This window comes from Deltaproteobacteria bacterium HGW-Deltaproteobacteria-6 (genome assembly GCA_002840435.1).
In the GTDB taxonomy this organism is placed as follows: Bacteria; Desulfobacterota; Syntrophia; order Syntrophales; family Smithellaceae; genus UBA8904.
Genome location: PHAT01000002.1, coordinates 504313 through 519909, shown reverse-complemented (window position 1 = coordinate 519909; position 15597 = coordinate 504313). Strand labels below are relative to the sequence as shown.

Annotated in this window: 16 protein-coding genes and 1 tRNA gene; 8 read left to right on the top strand and 9 right to left on the bottom strand. The window is 47.7% G+C overall.

The features are described 5' to 3' along the window. Nucleotides 1-27 precede the first annotated feature (27 nt). The gene (locus CVU71_06755) at nucleotides 28-648 is read right to left on the bottom strand and encodes a DUF47 domain-containing protein (protein ID PKN20052.1); all 621 of its coding nucleotides are present in this window, start codon (nucleotides 646-648) and stop codon (nucleotides 28-30) included. A gap of 215 nt (nucleotides 649-863) precedes the next feature. Continuing rightward, nucleotides 864-1532 (bottom strand): class II aldolase, encoded by a 669-nt coding sequence (locus CVU71_06750; protein ID PKN20051.1) that lies wholly within the window; start codon nucleotides 1530-1532, stop codon nucleotides 864-866. Between the two features lie 222 nt (nucleotides 1533-1754). On the opposite strand from CVU71_06750, the gene rpsF reads away from it, so the two are divergent. The 8 genes from rpsF to CVU71_06710 all read left to right on the top strand — a co-directional run bounded on the left by rpsF (nucleotide 1755) and on the right by CVU71_06710 (nucleotide 9361). Further along, nucleotides 1755-2231, top strand: a complete 477-nt coding sequence (gene rpsF / locus CVU71_06745) for a 30S ribosomal protein S6 (GenBank protein PKN20050.1) — start codon at nucleotides 1755-1757, stop codon at nucleotides 2229-2231. A 2-nt stretch (nucleotides 2232-2233) separates the two neighbouring features. After that, nucleotides 2234-2503 carry a 30S ribosomal protein S18 gene (gene rpsR / locus CVU71_06740; protein PKN20049.1) on the top strand — a complete coding sequence of 90 codons (270 nt, stop codon included), beginning with the start codon at nucleotides 2234-2236 and terminating at the stop codon, nucleotides 2501-2503. Nucleotides 2504-2598: 95 nt separating this feature from the next. Beyond that, entirely contained in the window at nucleotides 2599-3597 is a 999-nt protein-coding gene (locus tag CVU71_06735; GenBank protein PKN20048.1) for a hypothetical protein, read from the top strand. Nucleotides 3598-3633: 36 nt separating this feature from the next. After that, on the top strand, nucleotides 3634-4083 hold the full coding sequence (locus tag CVU71_06730; protein ID PKN20047.1) for a 50S ribosomal protein L9: 450 nt from the start codon (nucleotides 3634-3636) through the stop codon (nucleotides 4081-4083). Continuing rightward, nucleotides 4080-5435 carry a replicative DNA helicase gene (locus tag CVU71_06725; GenBank protein ID PKN20046.1) on the top strand — a complete coding sequence of 452 codons (1356 nt, stop codon included), beginning with the start codon at nucleotides 4080-4082 and terminating at the stop codon, nucleotides 5433-5435. The genes CVU71_06730 and CVU71_06725 overlap by 4 nt, the downstream gene beginning before the upstream one ends. Nucleotides 5436-5619: 184 nt before the next feature. After that, nucleotides 5620-6126 carry a hypothetical protein gene (locus tag CVU71_06720; GenBank protein PKN20045.1) on the top strand — a complete coding sequence of 169 codons (507 nt, stop codon included), beginning with the start codon at nucleotides 5620-5622 and terminating at the stop codon, nucleotides 6124-6126. A gap of 217 nt (nucleotides 6127-6343) precedes the next feature. Beyond that, nucleotides 6344-7312, top strand: coding sequence for a phosphotriesterase-related protein (locus CVU71_06715; GenBank protein PKN20102.1), 969 nt, complete (start codon nucleotides 6344-6346; stop codon nucleotides 7310-7312). A 198-nt stretch (nucleotides 7313-7510) separates the two neighbouring features. Continuing rightward, on the top strand, nucleotides 7511-9361 hold the full coding sequence (locus tag CVU71_06710) for a GNAT family N-acetyltransferase (GenBank protein PKN20044.1): 1851 nt from the start codon (nucleotides 7511-7513) through the stop codon (nucleotides 9359-9361). A gap of 170 nt (nucleotides 9362-9531) precedes the next feature. On the opposite strand, the gene CVU71_06705 is transcribed toward CVU71_06710, so the two are convergent. The 7 genes from CVU71_06705 to CVU71_06675 all read right to left on the bottom strand — a co-directional run bounded on the left by CVU71_06705 (nucleotide 9532) and on the right by CVU71_06675 (nucleotide 15521). Further along, entirely contained in the window at nucleotides 9532-11973 is a 2442-nt protein-coding gene (locus tag CVU71_06705; GenBank protein ID PKN20043.1) for a sodium-translocating pyrophosphatase, read from the bottom strand. 3 nt (nucleotides 11974-11976) lie between these two features. Next, nucleotides 11977-12570 (bottom strand): aminoacyl-tRNA hydrolase, encoded by a 594-nt coding sequence (locus tag CVU71_06700; GenBank protein PKN20101.1) that lies wholly within the window; start codon nucleotides 12568-12570, stop codon nucleotides 11977-11979. 84 nt (nucleotides 12571-12654) lie between these two features. Next, nucleotides 12655-13308, bottom strand: coding sequence for a 50S ribosomal protein L25 (locus CVU71_06695; protein ID PKN20042.1), 654 nt, complete (start codon nucleotides 13306-13308; stop codon nucleotides 12655-12657). A 14-nt stretch (nucleotides 13309-13322) separates the two neighbouring features. Beyond that, on the bottom strand, nucleotides 13323-14264 hold the full coding sequence (locus CVU71_06690) for a phosphoribosylpyrophosphate synthetase (protein ID PKN20041.1): 942 nt from the start codon (nucleotides 14262-14264) through the stop codon (nucleotides 13323-13325). Between the two features lie 25 nt (nucleotides 14265-14289). After that, a tRNA-Gln gene (locus CVU71_06685) sits at nucleotides 14290-14364 on the bottom strand. A 40-nt stretch (nucleotides 14365-14404) separates the two neighbouring features. Next, nucleotides 14405-15265, bottom strand: coding sequence for a 4-(cytidine 5'-diphospho)-2-C-methyl-D-erythritol kinase (ispE, locus tag CVU71_06680; GenBank protein ID PKN20040.1), 861 nt, complete (start codon nucleotides 15263-15265; stop codon nucleotides 14405-14407). Continuing rightward, nucleotides 15246-15521 (bottom strand): DUF1844 domain-containing protein, encoded by a 276-nt coding sequence (locus tag CVU71_06675; protein ID PKN20100.1) that lies wholly within the window; start codon nucleotides 15519-15521, stop codon nucleotides 15246-15248. Before CVU71_06675 ends, ispE begins: the two co-directional genes overlap by 20 nt. Between the last annotated feature and the right edge of the window lie 76 nt (nucleotides 15522-15597).

Genomic DNA, 15597 nt, shown 5'->3' with positions numbered 1-15597 from the left:
AATTTCTAAAAAAGGAATGCCATGATCTCAGGCATGTTTCAGGACAATGCCTCCCACGATATTGGATACGCTCTCGCAAATATCGATGGCTTCTTCAAGCCGTTCAAAGATTTCCTTCCATTTAAGCAGTTCGATGGCATCGTTTTCCTTAATAAAAAGATCGGTGATAATGGTTCTTAAAAGGACGTCGCCTTCATTTTCCAGGGTGTGAATTTCCACACAGCCGTCCAGAATCATCTGGCTGTTCTTCATATGACGCAAGCCGTAAACGACCATTTTTATTTTTTTAATCGCTTGAAAAAGAATTTCAGCCTGTTTGATGATTTCATCATCCGGTCTTTTAACCTTATACATGTGGAGGCGAATGGCAGTGCCCTCAATGGCATCCAGGATATCGTCCATTTTATTGACCAGCGCGTAGATGTCTTCACGATCAAGAGGGGTCAGAAAGGTTTTGTGCATCCTTTCGTATGTTTTATGAGCGATGCCATCCGCTTCATGCTCAATTTCCTTAAGTCGGGAAACGCGAGCCGCGGAATAATTTTGATGTTGGGTCATTTCAAGGAAAAATTGACCGCCTTCTTCAATCTTGGTAGCCAATTCTTCAAAAAAATCAAAAAAATTTTCTTCTTTAGGAAAAAGGCGCATAAACAATACCTCTCTTTAATTTTTAAGGGTGACCTTCGTTGAGCGTACTTGTACCACATGTTACGCGATAGTTCAGCCCTTTTGATTCTTTCTGATCGAAATCCGGCATGAATGACGAAAATAAATCAATTCAGGAAGCTGTGAACGCACCCCCTCTGAAAACTATGCCGGGTAGAGGGTAAGCGATTCCTCCGAATATTATCCCCCCGCACTTCTTATTTCTCCGCTTTTCTCATCGCTCCAATCCTCTCGATTGTTGATTCAGGAAGCAAAGTGACCGGTTTTCCGGAAGATAACGCCATCCAGTAAACATGAGCGTTTTTCTCCAACAGTTCGGCATTGAGCATCGCCTGATCGAGTGTTCCGCCCAGAGCCACTACTCCATGGTTCTGAATGATATAAGCGTTAGCATTGTTGGATAGTCTCGATTCTATATTCCCCGCCAGTTCGGGGCTCCCGGAAAAAGCGTACGGGACAATCTCGGTCACCTGCCCCAGGGACAAAGCAACTTCATCAAACAAAGCGGGGATCGGTGTATTGATGACGGCAAAAACGCTGCCGTATGTCTGATGTGTGTGAACAATGGCATTGACGTCGGGTCTTGTCCGGTAAATGACGCTGTGCAAGCCTGCTTCCATGGAGGGCTTCCGGCCCGATTTCCATTCGATCATGGCAAGATCAAATCCAACCACACAAATATCATCATCAGACATATCCTGATACTTCACACCTGTCGGGGTAATGGCCATACTTGTTTCACCGTCGATCCTGACCGAAACGTTACCGGTAGACCCTTTAAGTGAACCCAAATACCCCTGCTGCGAAAGCCATAAACAGGCGTTAAGGACGTCTTTTTTATAGCCGATATATTTTCCCGTCATCATGAATGGATAGACTCCTTTCCCGTCCCGGAAACACAGGACTTCTGATTGTTTTGTTTTTAACACTTATTTCAGCATGTTACAAGCTCTCCAAACCATCAATATTCAGGATCAACATAATCCTTGATTTTCAAACAAGCCTGGTATAGAAGGCATCAACACAATTTTATATGGACTCCCCTTGCTCCTGAAATTCATCAGGGGCTTTAGAGCCGAAAGGAGAAAATTTTGAAAAGATACGAAGTTATAGCTATTGTCAAAACGGATTTGACGGAAGAAGATATCGCCGCCATCATGGACAAATCTTCCAACATCATCACCGAACGCAAAGGGGTCATCGCCAAAGCTGAAAAATGGGGCAAACGGCGTCTGGCTTACGAAATCAAAAAACAAAAAGACGGATTTTATTTTTTCATCGACTATGCCGGTGACGGTTCCATCGTGACCGAAATGGAAAGAAATTTTAAAATTGATGATCGGGTCTTAAAATTCATGACCGTCACCAAAGAAGGCGCCGTCACCAAAGAAGGCATGGAGGCGGAAGTCGCCGTGGCGGAAGTAAAGCGCACACAGATCCGCATCGAAACAAATGATAACGCGTCGGCAAACAGAGATGACAGGCCCGCAGGCGACGCAAGGCAGGGCAGACCGACATTCAGAAAAGCAATCACACGCGAAGACAGCACAACGAAAGGGGAATAACCATGGCTATACAAAACGGCGAAAGACCATCCCGTCCGCCCCAGAAGAAATTTTTTCACAGAAAGAAATTCTGCCGCTTCTGCACGGACTCTAATATTAAGATTGATTATAAGAACCCGATGATCCTCAATAATTTTGTAACGGAACGCGGTAAAATCATGCCCAGAAGAATCACGGGCAATTGCGCCGGGCATCAAAGAGAACTGACTGTCGCGATCAAACGCGCGCGCACCATCGCCATCATGCCTTTTGTCACGGCGGAAGGCCGGTAAACCATTTTCGCAAACACCGGCCGGTTTTATTCATATCGTTTGGAACCGGCCGGTTTTAATTTTACCCACAGGCCTTTACTGATTTTTTTAACCGCATGACCTATTTTCAGCGCAGGTTATTATTCTTGGCAAAATTGAATTTATTATCTTCGCATAGCCCGTTTCTCCGGCTGTTATTAATCATTGTATTTTTTTCAACGGCCTCCCTGATTCCTTTCATCGGTCTGTTGTTTCTCATGACCCTGCCGCTGGTTTTGTTTGTCCTTTGCATTTTTAACGACCAGACCAAAACGCTGGTTGCCTTTCTTACCGCGCTTTTCGCCATCATGATCTTCTTATCCTTCTTCATGCACGCCGTCATTCCCGTATTTGCCCTGGCGGCCATGGGACTGGCCGGCATCATGATCGCCCAGACAACCCGGAAAAACTATCCGATAGATCTCATTATACTCCTGCCCTCTTTCGCAGTTCTGGGCGCGGTTGTGTTTTATTTTGTTTACGGGGGCGCGCAGCTTTCCATGAGCCCTTTACAGCTGCTGGAAAAGCATATTACGGAAGCGGTGGAATTAAATATACAATTTTACAGCCGATTGCCTTTAAGTCCCGAGGAAATCAGCGCCATTAAAGAAAGCAAGCCTACCGTCATTCAACTTTTCACCCGGATCTTCCCTGCCCTTTGTATCATTTCGGTTCTGTTCACCATCTGGAGCAATGTTCTAATGGGAAATAAACTGCTGCGCAGACGCGGCATGGATCTGCCCAATCTTTCGACGCTGTCCGAATGGAAGGCGCCTGATTGGCTGGTCTGGATTTTTATTGCCGGCGGCGGCTTGAGCTTTGTCCCTCAAACCCATATCAGTTATACCGGCATTAACCTGTTTATGGTTGCTTCATTCATTTATCTTCTGCAAGGGCTTGCTATTGTTAGCTTCTTTTTTAACCATAGAAACCTCTCGATTTTTTTCCGCTGGTTTTTTTATTTTTTAATTGCGATTCAGCAAATGCTTATGATAGCAATAGCGGCAGTAGGATTCTTCGACATCTGGATTGATTTTCGTAAATATTTCCATAAAGACCAGGAAAAAACGGATTAATTTCATATATTATTCAATGCTAACAGGAGGTTTTCTATGAAGGTTATTTTAAAGCAAAACGTACCTTCCCTGGGCAAAGCCGGAGATTTGGTTAAAGTCAACGACGGTTACGCCCGTAATTTGCTGATTCCCAAAGGTCTGGTTGTCGAGGCGGACGTTAGTAATATTAAAGCCTTCGAATTAGAAAAAAAGAACACTCTGCAGAAGGCACAAAAAGAAAAAGCAGGCGCGCAGGATCTGGCAGCCCGCCTGTCTCAGGTTACGCTGACCTTGTCCCGAAAAGTCGGCGATCAGCACAAGATTTTCGGTTCCGTCACCTCCAAGGATATTGAAACCGCTCTCAAAGAAAAGGGCTTTGTCATCGACCGCAAAATGATTGTGCATGATGAGCAGATCAAACACTTGGGCGAATTTAAAGTCAGAATTAAACTGCATTCAGGCATCGAAGCGGAACTGAAGCTGAATGTTGTCGGCGAGGAATCATGAAAGATATCGATCCGTCCCTCTATAAACTCCCCCCGCAGAATACCGAGGCCGAGCAGTCCATTCTGGGCAGTATTCTTCTGGAAAACGGTTCGATCAACGCCGCACTGGAGATTATCAATAAGGGGGATTTTTACAGTGAGTCTCACCGCAAAATTTTTTCCGTCATTGTGGAAATGTCGGAAAAAAACGAACCGGTTGATCTTATCACGCTCAGCAATGCGCTTAAAGACCGGAGCCTGCTGGATTCGATAGGCGGCACCGCCTATCTGGCGTCATTGGCGGATAACGTTCCGTCAGCCGCCAATGTGGCCAACTATGCCAAAATCGTCAAAGAGAAGGCTATTTTGCGCGGTCTGATCGGGTCAGCCACCGAGATCATCAACAGCTGCTATGAAACAGGCTCTGATGTTGATCAGGTGCTGGATAAAGCCGAGCACAACATTTTTGAAATTTCCGAAAATAAAGTCCGGCCTTCTTTTTATCCCATTAAAGACATTGTCAGGGAAAGCTTCCGCGCGATTGAAGACCTCTTTACGCGCAAGGAACTCATTACCGGCGTCGCAACCGGATTTGAAAAATTCGACGATATGACCTCCGGTTTGCAAAATTCAGACCTGATCATCATCGCCGGGCGCCCCAGCATGGGCAAGACCGCATTCGCACTCAATATCGCGCAGTTTGCCGCGCTGGAAACCCAGACACCCGTGGCCATTTTCTCGCTCGAAATGTCCAAGGAGCAACTGGCCTTCAGAATGCTCGCTTCGGAAGCAAAAGTAGATTCACAGCGGCTGCGCAAAGGCTTCCTCGGGGAAACCGACTGGCCGAAGCTGACCACGGCAGCAGGAAGACTGTCCGAAGCACCGCTTTTTATCGACGATACACCCGCCATCACCGTTTTGGAAATGAAAGCAAAGTCAAGACGATTGAAAGCCGATCAGGGTCTGGGTTTAATTGTTGTGGACTATATTCAGTTAATGCGAGGCGGCGGCTACACAAACTCGCGCGAGCAGGAAATTTCCGAAATCAGCCGTTCGCTCAAAGCGCTGGCCAAGGAACTTAAGGTGCCGGTGATTGCACTGTCCCAGCTCAACCGGAAAGTGGAAGACAGGACCGACCGCCGTCCGCAGATGGCGGATCTGCGGGAATCAGGCGCGATCGAGCAGGACGCGGACGTCATTGCCTTTATCTACCGGGACGAAGTTTACAACAAGTCTGATGAGAATCCCAATAAAGGCGTTGCGGAAATCATTATCGGTAAACAGCGTAACGGTCCCACCGGTGCTGTGAGGCTGGCTTTTCTGGATAAATTCACGACCTTTGAAAATCTGGCGCGTCCGGATGGCCATTCATAGAAATGGAGCCGTCATACCTGAACAGCGGATTGAGAAGCATCAACACCTGGGTATAATCTTATCGTAGCGACCAGCGGGAGATATCTTGAACCTTATAAAACCATTAAGATTTATCGCTTCTTCGAAATGACATATGGTATAGATATTTTTGAAACACCACCCTGTTAATTCGGCGCAGGTAAGTATGAAACACAAGGAAATTATCGTCAACGACCGGATGCAAAAAGGCTATCATTACTTTCTGACAAAACCGGAAGGCCGTGATTTTGATCCGGAATTCCAGCCCCAATTGACGCCCGGACAAATGCTTGCGATGGGCGTCTTCGGCGGAAAATACATGACCGATTGCCGCAAGGAATTCCCTTCCTCCTGGTTTACCAAAGCCAAACTATGTCCGTTGCGCCACGATCCGAAACTTAACTGTTTTGGCGTCAACGCCTCCAAGCCCCTCTCCTACTGGATTGATAAAGGCTGGATTTATCCGGAAGATCCCCGCGGCTGGTTTCAATGGTATTGCCGCTATTATCTGGGAAGACGCTGCCCCGATGATGAACGGCAGATCAAACGCTGGAAAGCCATGAAAAGACACATCGCCCAACTCACCAAACACTGCCCGGCGGGAGACCTGCACTGCCGCCGCAAACAACGTCAAGCCCTGCTGCACTGGGCTTACGACAGCCGTAAGATGTAAAAATGACAGGCTGCAGGACGGTCAGCATTTGCTCCTGAACATCCTTCTGTTTTTCAGCTTGCATCAAGGCAAGTTAGATTCTCATAAAGGAGGACACACCATGTATCAGCGCAGCAGAAGTAAAGTATCATTTTTTGTTATCCTGCCTTTGTTGTTGGTCTCGCTTTTATTTGTATCATCACCATTGTATGCCGCAGTGAAAGCCACGCCGCCGGGAATGATCAACTCGGTACTGGGGCCGATTTCCCCCGACAAGCTGGGAACCACTCTGGTGCATGAACATTTCACCTTTGCTTACCCCGGCTGGTTTGCCGACGCAACGATTGCTCCGGAGGATAACAAGGCCGCACTCAAAACAAATCTGGGAGTCATTAAGGCGGCGCAAAAATACGGCATCAAAACCATTATTGATGCCACCCCCAATGATACAGGCGGCCGCAATCCCGAATTGTACAAAGCCCTTGCCAAAAAGACGGGGCTCAATATCATCTGTTCCACAGGCCTTTACACGGAGCATGAGGGATCGCCTGCCTATTGGAAAACAAGAGTCGTGTTCGGAACCGATATTACAAAGATGATGTCCGATCTTTTCATTAAAGAAATTACCCAGGGTATCCGCAAAACCGGCATCAAGGCGGGGGTCATCAAGATCGGCACCAGCCCCAAAATGACCGATTATGAAATATCGGTCCACAAGGCGGCGGTCGTTGCCCAAAAGGCCACGGGCGTGCCCATCATCACCCATACGGAAGGCCCGACCGGCGGGGTTGAAGAGGCCGATTTACTGCTTAAAGAGGGGGCGGACCCCAGGAAGGTTATGATTGGTCATGTGTCGAATTCCAGAGACATTGAATATCATAAAGCGATCCTCGCCAAAGGCGTCTATATTGCTTTTGATCGCATCGGCCTGGACATCATCACGCCGACTGATGCCAATGTAAAGAATATCGCCGAACTGTGCAAGCTTGGCTATGCAGGCAAAATCATGCTTTCCCATGACACCGTCAACGTCTGGCTGGGACGTTTTCTGGAAGCACCGCAACCGGTCATGAAAATGCTCGCCAATTGGCGGATCGATCATATTTCCCAGAATGTCCTCCCCGCGCTGAAAGCCCAGGGCGTAACGGACGAGCAGATTAAAACCATGATGGTGGATAATCCCCGGAATTTGTTTTTGGGTAAATAACATGCTCTGAAAAAATATCAACAACAACTGAAAGGCGTTTCCTGTATCGCTGCCCGGAAAGGAAACGCCTTTCTTCTCCTGATGAAATGCTGCATCTTTTCTTCATTGTGCTAATAGTAATTGACATACGGAACCGCTTTTCTTATAGTTCAGAGCAGCATAAGGAATTCTGATCAAATCCGGCCCAGAGGTGGATTTATGACTGCTAAATGTAGCAAGATGTATCGGAAAATGCCTTTTGAATCTCTCTGTGAAATGATCAGACCCGGTGATCGAATCTTTATCTCCAGCGGACCTGCAACACCATTAAAAACCATCTCCCTGATTATGGACTCGGATCACTCCAATCTTTTTGATCTGGAAATCATCCAGCTGGTTCTGCCGGAAACGCCGTTTTTCCAGACCAATGGCCATCCAAACAAATGCCGGTGGAAAACATTCAATGTCGGCGAAGCCGTGGCTTACGGCATCCAGAAGGATAATGTGGATTTCATCCCTTCCAATTTCGCCGAAATTCCTTATCTGTTTCATTCCAATGCGCTGGATGTGAAAGTGGCTGTCATTCAAACATCTCCACCCGATTCTAAAGGCTTCTTAAATCTGGGAGTGGTATCAGATGTTGCGGACCTGGTCATTAAGCACGCCCCTATTACCATTGCCGAGATCAACCCCAATGTCCCTATCACCCATGGCGCAACATCCGTGCATATCGATCAGTTTGACGGCTATATTGAAAGTGATCAACCCCTGCTGGTCGGGAACAGCATCGCCATTGATGATATCACGGACCGCATCGGCTGGCACATCGCCAATCTTATTGAAAACGATTCAACGGTTGCCCTGAGCGTTGGAAGCGTCTTCAGCGCTATCGCCAGACATCTCAAATCGAAAAGTAACCTGCGGATCTGCTCTCATATGATATCGGACTGGGCCATCGATCTGGCTGAGTCCGGCGCTCTGGCCCTGGATCGGGGAATTGAGCATCAGGGGATCATCATGGCCAGTGCCTGTTTCGGCACCCAAAGGCTCTATGATTATGTCAATCATAACCCTTTTTTCTCATTCGTCCCTTTGCTTCGCGCCAGCTATCAGTCCTCGCTGCCGAAGATATCACGTCTCGTCAGCGTCATCGATGTCGATAAAGTGGATATCACGGGCAATGCCGTCTTGTTAAATTCCGGCGACCACTTCCCCCCGGGTTTTGAAGGAAAACTTAATTTTTCCACGGCATCCGCCCTGTCCAGAGGCGGAAAGTCCATCGTTGCCGTCAGATCACTGGACCAAAACGGGAATAGCAACATTGTCATTAGTCACAACAGCCCCGAAAACGTCCGCTCAACACTGGGAACAACCCGTTATGTGGTAACCGAATACGGAATCGCCAATATTGCCGGCAAGTCCATCAGAGAGAGGACCTTGGCCATCATCGATATCGCCCACCCCAGCCACAGAGACGCTCTGATCAGGCAGGCAAAAGAAAACGGCTACATTTACGCGGACCAGATTTATGTGACGGAATATGCCGCCAATTACCCGTTCTCCATGGAAACGGTTAAAACCTTCGCCAACAACCAGGAGATCAAGTTCAGACCCATCAAACCGTCGGATGAAGATATGATGCGGCGGCTGTTCTATGATTTTTCCGATGAATCAAAGTTTATGAGGTACTTCACGCCGATTCGCATCATGCCGCACATCAAGATGCAGCCCTATGTCAACGTCGATTACGACACGGTCGTTTCCATCGTGGGAACCATCCAGCACAAAGGCAGGGAAAGGATCATCTCCGAGGCCCGCTACTCCTTTGACAAGAAGAGGGATAAGTATGAGATGGCGTTTGTTGTGGATGATGAATTTCAGGGCATCGGCATTGCGAAGTTCATGCTCAACTATCTGATCATCATTGCCAGAGAACGGAAAATCAAGGCGCTCTCCGCCACCGTCATGGCCAAAAACAACCGCATGGCCAAAGTTTTCGAAACTGCAGTGATTAAACCGGAAATTTTAGAAGAGGAAGATGAAATAGATTACATTTTTAATCTTGCTTAGAAAAACATTAAGCCCACAATCCTTAATAGAGCAAGGCAGCCAGATTTGCGTCCCCTCACACCATATTGGATATCAGATAATGGACGTGCAGATTAGAATGCTTTCCTGATCTGAGAAAAAAAAGGCGCTCCGTTTCGGGAGCGCCTTTTAAGGTTAAGGGTTATCTTAAATTATTCACCCAGTTTTTCGCTGGCGATTCTCATGCCGTAGAAAGAACGATACACGAAGATCAGAGCGATAGCGAAGCAAACAACTGCCACACCATACTTCAAATTCTGATCCTTCATGGTGACGGCAATTTCTGTTGCCAAAAGACCAAACAGGGTCGTGAATTTGATAACCGGGTTCAAAGAGACGGAAGATGTATCTTTGAAGGGGTCGCCGACGGTGTCGCCGACTACGCTTGCTTCATGCAGCGGGGTGTTTTTCATTTTGAGGTCGACTTCAACAATCTTCTTGGCGTTATCCCAGCAACCGCCGGCATTGGCCATGAAGATCGCCTGGAACAGACCGAAGAAAGCGATGCCGATCAGATAACCGATGAAGAAGTAGGGGTTAAAGAAGGCCAGCGCCAGACACATGAAGAAAATCACGATGAAGATGTTGATCATGCCCTTCTGAGCGTACTGGGTGCAAATCTGAACGACTTTCTTGGAGTCTTCAATGGAAGCTTCCGCTTTATCCAGGTTGATGTTCTTTTTGATGAACACAACGGCCTGATAAGAACCGGTGGTGACGGCCTGAATCGAAGCGCCGCAGAACCAGTAAATGACCGCGCCGCCCATGATCAGGCCCAGAATGATTTCCGGCTGAACCAGGGACAGTTTAGCGATAACATTGCCGAAGAGACCTTCGAGCAGAATGATGATGCCGAATACCATGGTGGTGGCGCCGACAACGGCGGTGCCGATCAGCACGGGTTTGGCTGTTGCTTTGAAGGTATTACCTGCGCCGTCGCCGGATTCCAGATAATGTTTGGCCAGCTCAAAGTCAGGTGCAATACCGTATGCTTTCTTAACTACTTCTGCAGCATCCTTGCGGGATTCGATCAACGACAGTTCATAAATGGACTGTGCATTGTCGGAAACCGGTCCGAAGCTGTCCACCGCGATGGTAACGGGGCCCATGCCCAGGAAACCGAAGGCGACCAGACCGAAGGCAAACACCGGCGCCGCAAAAGCGAATGCGGGCGGCATCAAAGCCATGACGGAGGGGTTTTTTGATACCATGTAAGAAACGAACATTAAGAACGCGATAACCAGGCCGAGCCAGAAAGCGGAGAAGTTACCGGCAACCAGGCCGGACAGAATGTTCAGCGACGGACCGCCCTGTTTGGAAGCATTAACAACTTCTTCGCAGTGACGGGACGAGGTGCTGGTGAATATTTTGGTGAATTCCGGAATCAATGCACCGGCGATGGTTCCGCAGCTGATGATCACGGAGAGGGCCCACCACAATTCAGCGTACTTGGGATCAAGACCGGAACCCAGCAGAACATAACTGGCCACGAAAGTAACAACGATAGAAACGATCGAGGTGATCCAAACCAGATAGGTTAAGGGATGCTCAAAATTAAATTCTTTTTTACCGGCAAATGCAGCCTTGCAAATACCGTCGTTGACGAAATAGGAAAGCAGAGACGTGAGGATCATGAGGATTCTCATGGCGAAGATCCAGATGATGAGTTTGCCGCCCATTTCAGGATTGCCGGCCAGAGCCAGCGCCAGGAACGTGATCAGAGCAACACCGGTTACACCGTAGGTTTCAAAACCGTCTGCCGTGGGGCCGACGCTGTCACCCGCGTTGTCGCCCGTACAGTCGGCGATAACACCCGGGTTTTTCGGGTCGTCTTCGGGAAGATGGAAGACGATTTTCATCAGGTCGGAACCGATGTCGGCAATCTTGGTGAAGATACCACCGCAGATACGCAGAGCGGAAGCGCCTAGAGATTCACCGATAGCAAAACCAATGAAGCTTGGGCCGACCAATTCTTTGGGAATATAGCCGAGGATCATGATCATGAAGAAAAGTTCAATGCTGACCAGAAGAAGGCCGACGCTCATGCCGGAACGCAGACAGATGTTCACGATATTCATGGGATTGCCGCTTAAGGAAGAGAAGGCGGCGCGGGAGTTGGCCACGGTGTTGATGCGGATACCGAACCAGGCCACCGAGTAAGATCCCAGGATACCCAGAATCGAGCAAATCAGAATGATTATGATGTTTCCCGCGGGCATGTGGGACAGAGCGCCAAAGTAGTAAATCATACAAATGGCGATCAGGATCCATAAACCGATAAGGAATTTACCCTGCTGGAACAAATAGGTCTTGCAGGTTTCCCAAATGGTCTGGGAAACATCGAGCATAGCCTGGTGAGCCGGCAGATTCTTGGTTTGCACATACTGCATAATACCGAATGCCAGACCAATGACACAGATGAGCAGGCCGACATTTAAAATCATCATGCCGGAAAGCTGGCCGCCCAAAAAACTGACCTGAGTCAGATCCGGCAACTTGATGTCCGCCTCACTGGCAAACGCCGTGCCAGCCATGAGCAGCGTCATCAAGGTGCTCAGTAAAAATGTCCAAATACTTCTTTTTTCTTTAAACATTAACTAGTCCTCCTTCTTTAAAAAATTTATATTTTTTGTCTGGTACTTGCCTATGGCTTTCTGCAGACCGTTCAAAACAATTTCAGCACTCGCATCGGCTGCCCGCTGAAGCAATTCTGGCAACACGATTTGCTCTTCCTTCCGAAAGGGCTCCAACACATAACCCTCAATTCGGGATTTGTCAACTGGTTTGCCAATACCCAGTCTCACCCTGATAAATTCAGAAGTTCCCAAGTTAGACTCGATAGATGCCAGCCCTTTATGACCGGCAGTCCCTCCTCCCGCCTTCAGTCGGATTGCACCAAAAGGCAAGTCGAGATCATCGTGAATAACGATGAGATTGCTGATTTCAGTTTTAAAGAACGACTGTAACTGCCTTACCGCAGTACCACTCAAATTCATGAATGTTTGAGGCTGGGCCAGCAGAACATTGTTCCCGGCGATGGTTCCCTTGCCCCACAATGCATTGAAGCTCTTCTGTTTCAATGCTATTTCCAATTGAGCGGCCAGTGCATCCAGAGCCATGAACCCGATGTTGTGCCGGGTCGGCTCGTAGCGTTTGCCCGGATTACCCAAGCCTACAATCAGATGCGACATTTGCTCCCTCTCTCTTCGAAAACGAAAAAATATTTTTGCCAAAGCAGAGGGAAGCATGATCTCCCGCCCAATTCTAGATAAACTTTACTTTTCCTTTTCTTTCTTCTCTTCTTTTGCGGGTTCAGCAGCAGCTGCACCTTCCGCCGCAACTGCTTCAGCAGCTTCTATCTTAACGACTTTGACTGCGGCAACTGATACAACAGCGGCATCCGGAGGATCCAGATGGATCAGACCATCAGGAATCTTGATGTCTTTGACTTTAATGGAATGACCAATATCAATGGCTGTAATATCCACATCAATATGATCAGGCAGATCCGCCGGTAGACACAAAACCTTCACTTCGCGTTTGATATGCTGGAGTTCTCCGCCGTTTTCCACGCCGATGGATTTACCCGTAAAATTCAGAGTAACGTCAAATTCCAGCTTCTTTTTCATATCCACTTCGTAGAAATCAGCGTGAAACATCTTGCCGGTCAAGGGCTGAATCTGCAATTCCTTAATCAAAGAAAGTTTTTCCAGTTTCTTGCCACCGTCATCAATAATCAGCTTGATGAAGGAGTGAACTTTCTTCTCTTTGCGCAGCTTCAGCAGATCAATGCTCTTTACGGCCAGCTGAATGTTTTCTGTAGATCCGCCGTAAAAAATAGCCGGCACAAATCCTTGCTGCCGCAATCGGCGGGCTGGACCTTTTTTCTGTTCTTTACGGACCTGTGCCGCTAAATCGGTTATTTCCATTTACCCCTCTCCTCCTAAATAAATAATGAGCTTACTGAATCGTTATAGTATATGCGGCGCACAGCCTCGGATAACAGGCCGGACACCGACAATATCTTTATTCTGTTACAATTGGACGCTCTCTCACTCAATGGAATCGTATCCGTTACAACAAATTCCTTGATATTGGAGCTTTCAATGCGATCAATCGCCGGACCCGATAAAACCGGATGGGTACAGCAAACCGATACTTCCAGAGCACCAGCGTCCGTCAGAGCATTGGCCGCCTGAACGACGGTTCCTGCCGTATCAACCATATCATCCAGAATAATGACGCGTTTTCCCTTAATATTACCAATGATATTCATCACCTGAGCTTCATTGGGACCTTCTCTTCTTTTATCGATAATGGCCAGAGACGCCCCCAACCTTTTGCCGAATGCTCTGGCTCTTTCCACGCCGCCGGTATCCGGCGATACAACCACTACATTATCCTCATAATTCTTTTTCATGTAATCAATCAAAACCGGTGTGGCAAAAAGATTATCCACAGGGATATTGAAAAACCCCTGAATCTGGCCGGCATGCAAATCCATGGATAAAAGGCGTTGGGCGCCTGCGGTGGTAATCAGATCCGCTACTAATTTTGCCGAAATCGGTGCGCGGGGAGCAACTTTTCGATCCTGTCTGGCATATCCATAATAAGGAACGACGGCGGTAATGCGGTCGGCCGAGGCCCTTTTCATGGCATCACTCATGATGAGCAATTCCATTAAGGTGACGTTCACCGGCGTGCAGGTGGACTGGATAATGAAAACATCCATCCCTCGCACGTTTTCATTAATCTCGACGCGCGTTTCTCCATCACTGAAGGTGGTAACGTTGGCTTTTCCCAAGGGTACGCCCAATTTTTCGCATATTTTCTGCGCCAGTGATATATTGGCGTTACCGGAAAAAATCCTAATTCTTTCTAGCATTTAAATATTTCTCCGCAGTCATTTTTGGCTGGGGCGGGAGGATTCGAACCTCCGAGTGCAGGAACCAAAATCCTGTGTCTTACCGCTTGACGACGCCCCATCGTCCCTCTATTAATTATAATACCGAATAAATTCAGCTATTACAGTGATTGGGCAAAGAAAACCAGACATTCTCCGGAAACTTTTTTCAATATGGCATCCCGCGCTTCTTTGGCTTTTTTTTCATCTTTAAAAATACCAAACAGCGTGGGGCCACTGCCCGACATCAATGCACCCAGGGCGCCTTCTTTCACCAGCATTCGCTTGAAATCGTTTAATTCGGGATGCATCTGAATCGACACAGACTCTAAATCATTATGCAATTCCCGAATTACGTCACCTAGTGCGTAAAATCGCGGAATGCTATAATTATTTTTATTCTTTGTCAATGTTAAATTAAGACCTTCATAAACCGTTTTTGTGGAGAGCGGGAAGGCGGGATTTATTAAAATCATGTTAAGTTTTGGCATCTCAGGGAGGACTTGGAGTTCATCGCCGATGCCCGTTGCAAAGGCGTTTCGCCCAAAAATAAAAAAAGGAACATCCGCTCCGAGTTTTGCGCCAATTTGCATCAGATCAGCCTGACTGACGTTCAGTGAACATAAGTCATTTAACGCCATAAGGGTTGCTGCGGCATCGGAACTCCCGCCGCCCAACCCGGCAGCCGAGGGAATTTTTTTATCCAGAATTATTTCGACGCCGCCCTTGTAGCCTGTGAAATTAAAAAGTGCGCGGGTGGCACGGTATACCAAGTTGTCTTCATTGACGGGAAGATCTGTGCCTGGGCAATGAAGCACTATTCCCTCCGGGCGGAGGGAATAGGTCAATTCATCATAGATGGATATCTGCTGCATCACGGAAGCCAGATCGTGGTAACCATCTGGACGCTTCCGAAGAATGCGCAGCAAAAGGTTGATTTTCGCCGGGGCCTGACTGCGCATGTCAAACTTTTTCTTTGACATAACGCATTTTCAGTTCGTAAAGCACGCCCTGGATCAGGCTGGCTTCATTTTGATCCAGATTACCTTTGGTTTTTTCATTGAGCATGTCCAGAATGTCGATTGTCTGTTTGGCGGCCGGAAGATTTTTCTCAGCCTTGCCTCCTTCATATTCGGGAAAATCGCCGAACTGAAAAAGAGCGGACGTGCTGAGTGATATGACAAAATTTGTGAAATTGACCTGAGGATAGTCCAACGGTTCAGTGGTATGTTTTTCCATTTTTTCTTTCACATCCGGTCCGCTCCGGACCACTGGTTCCTCTTTGCTCTCCGATTCTTCCGAAAAACGTTTATCT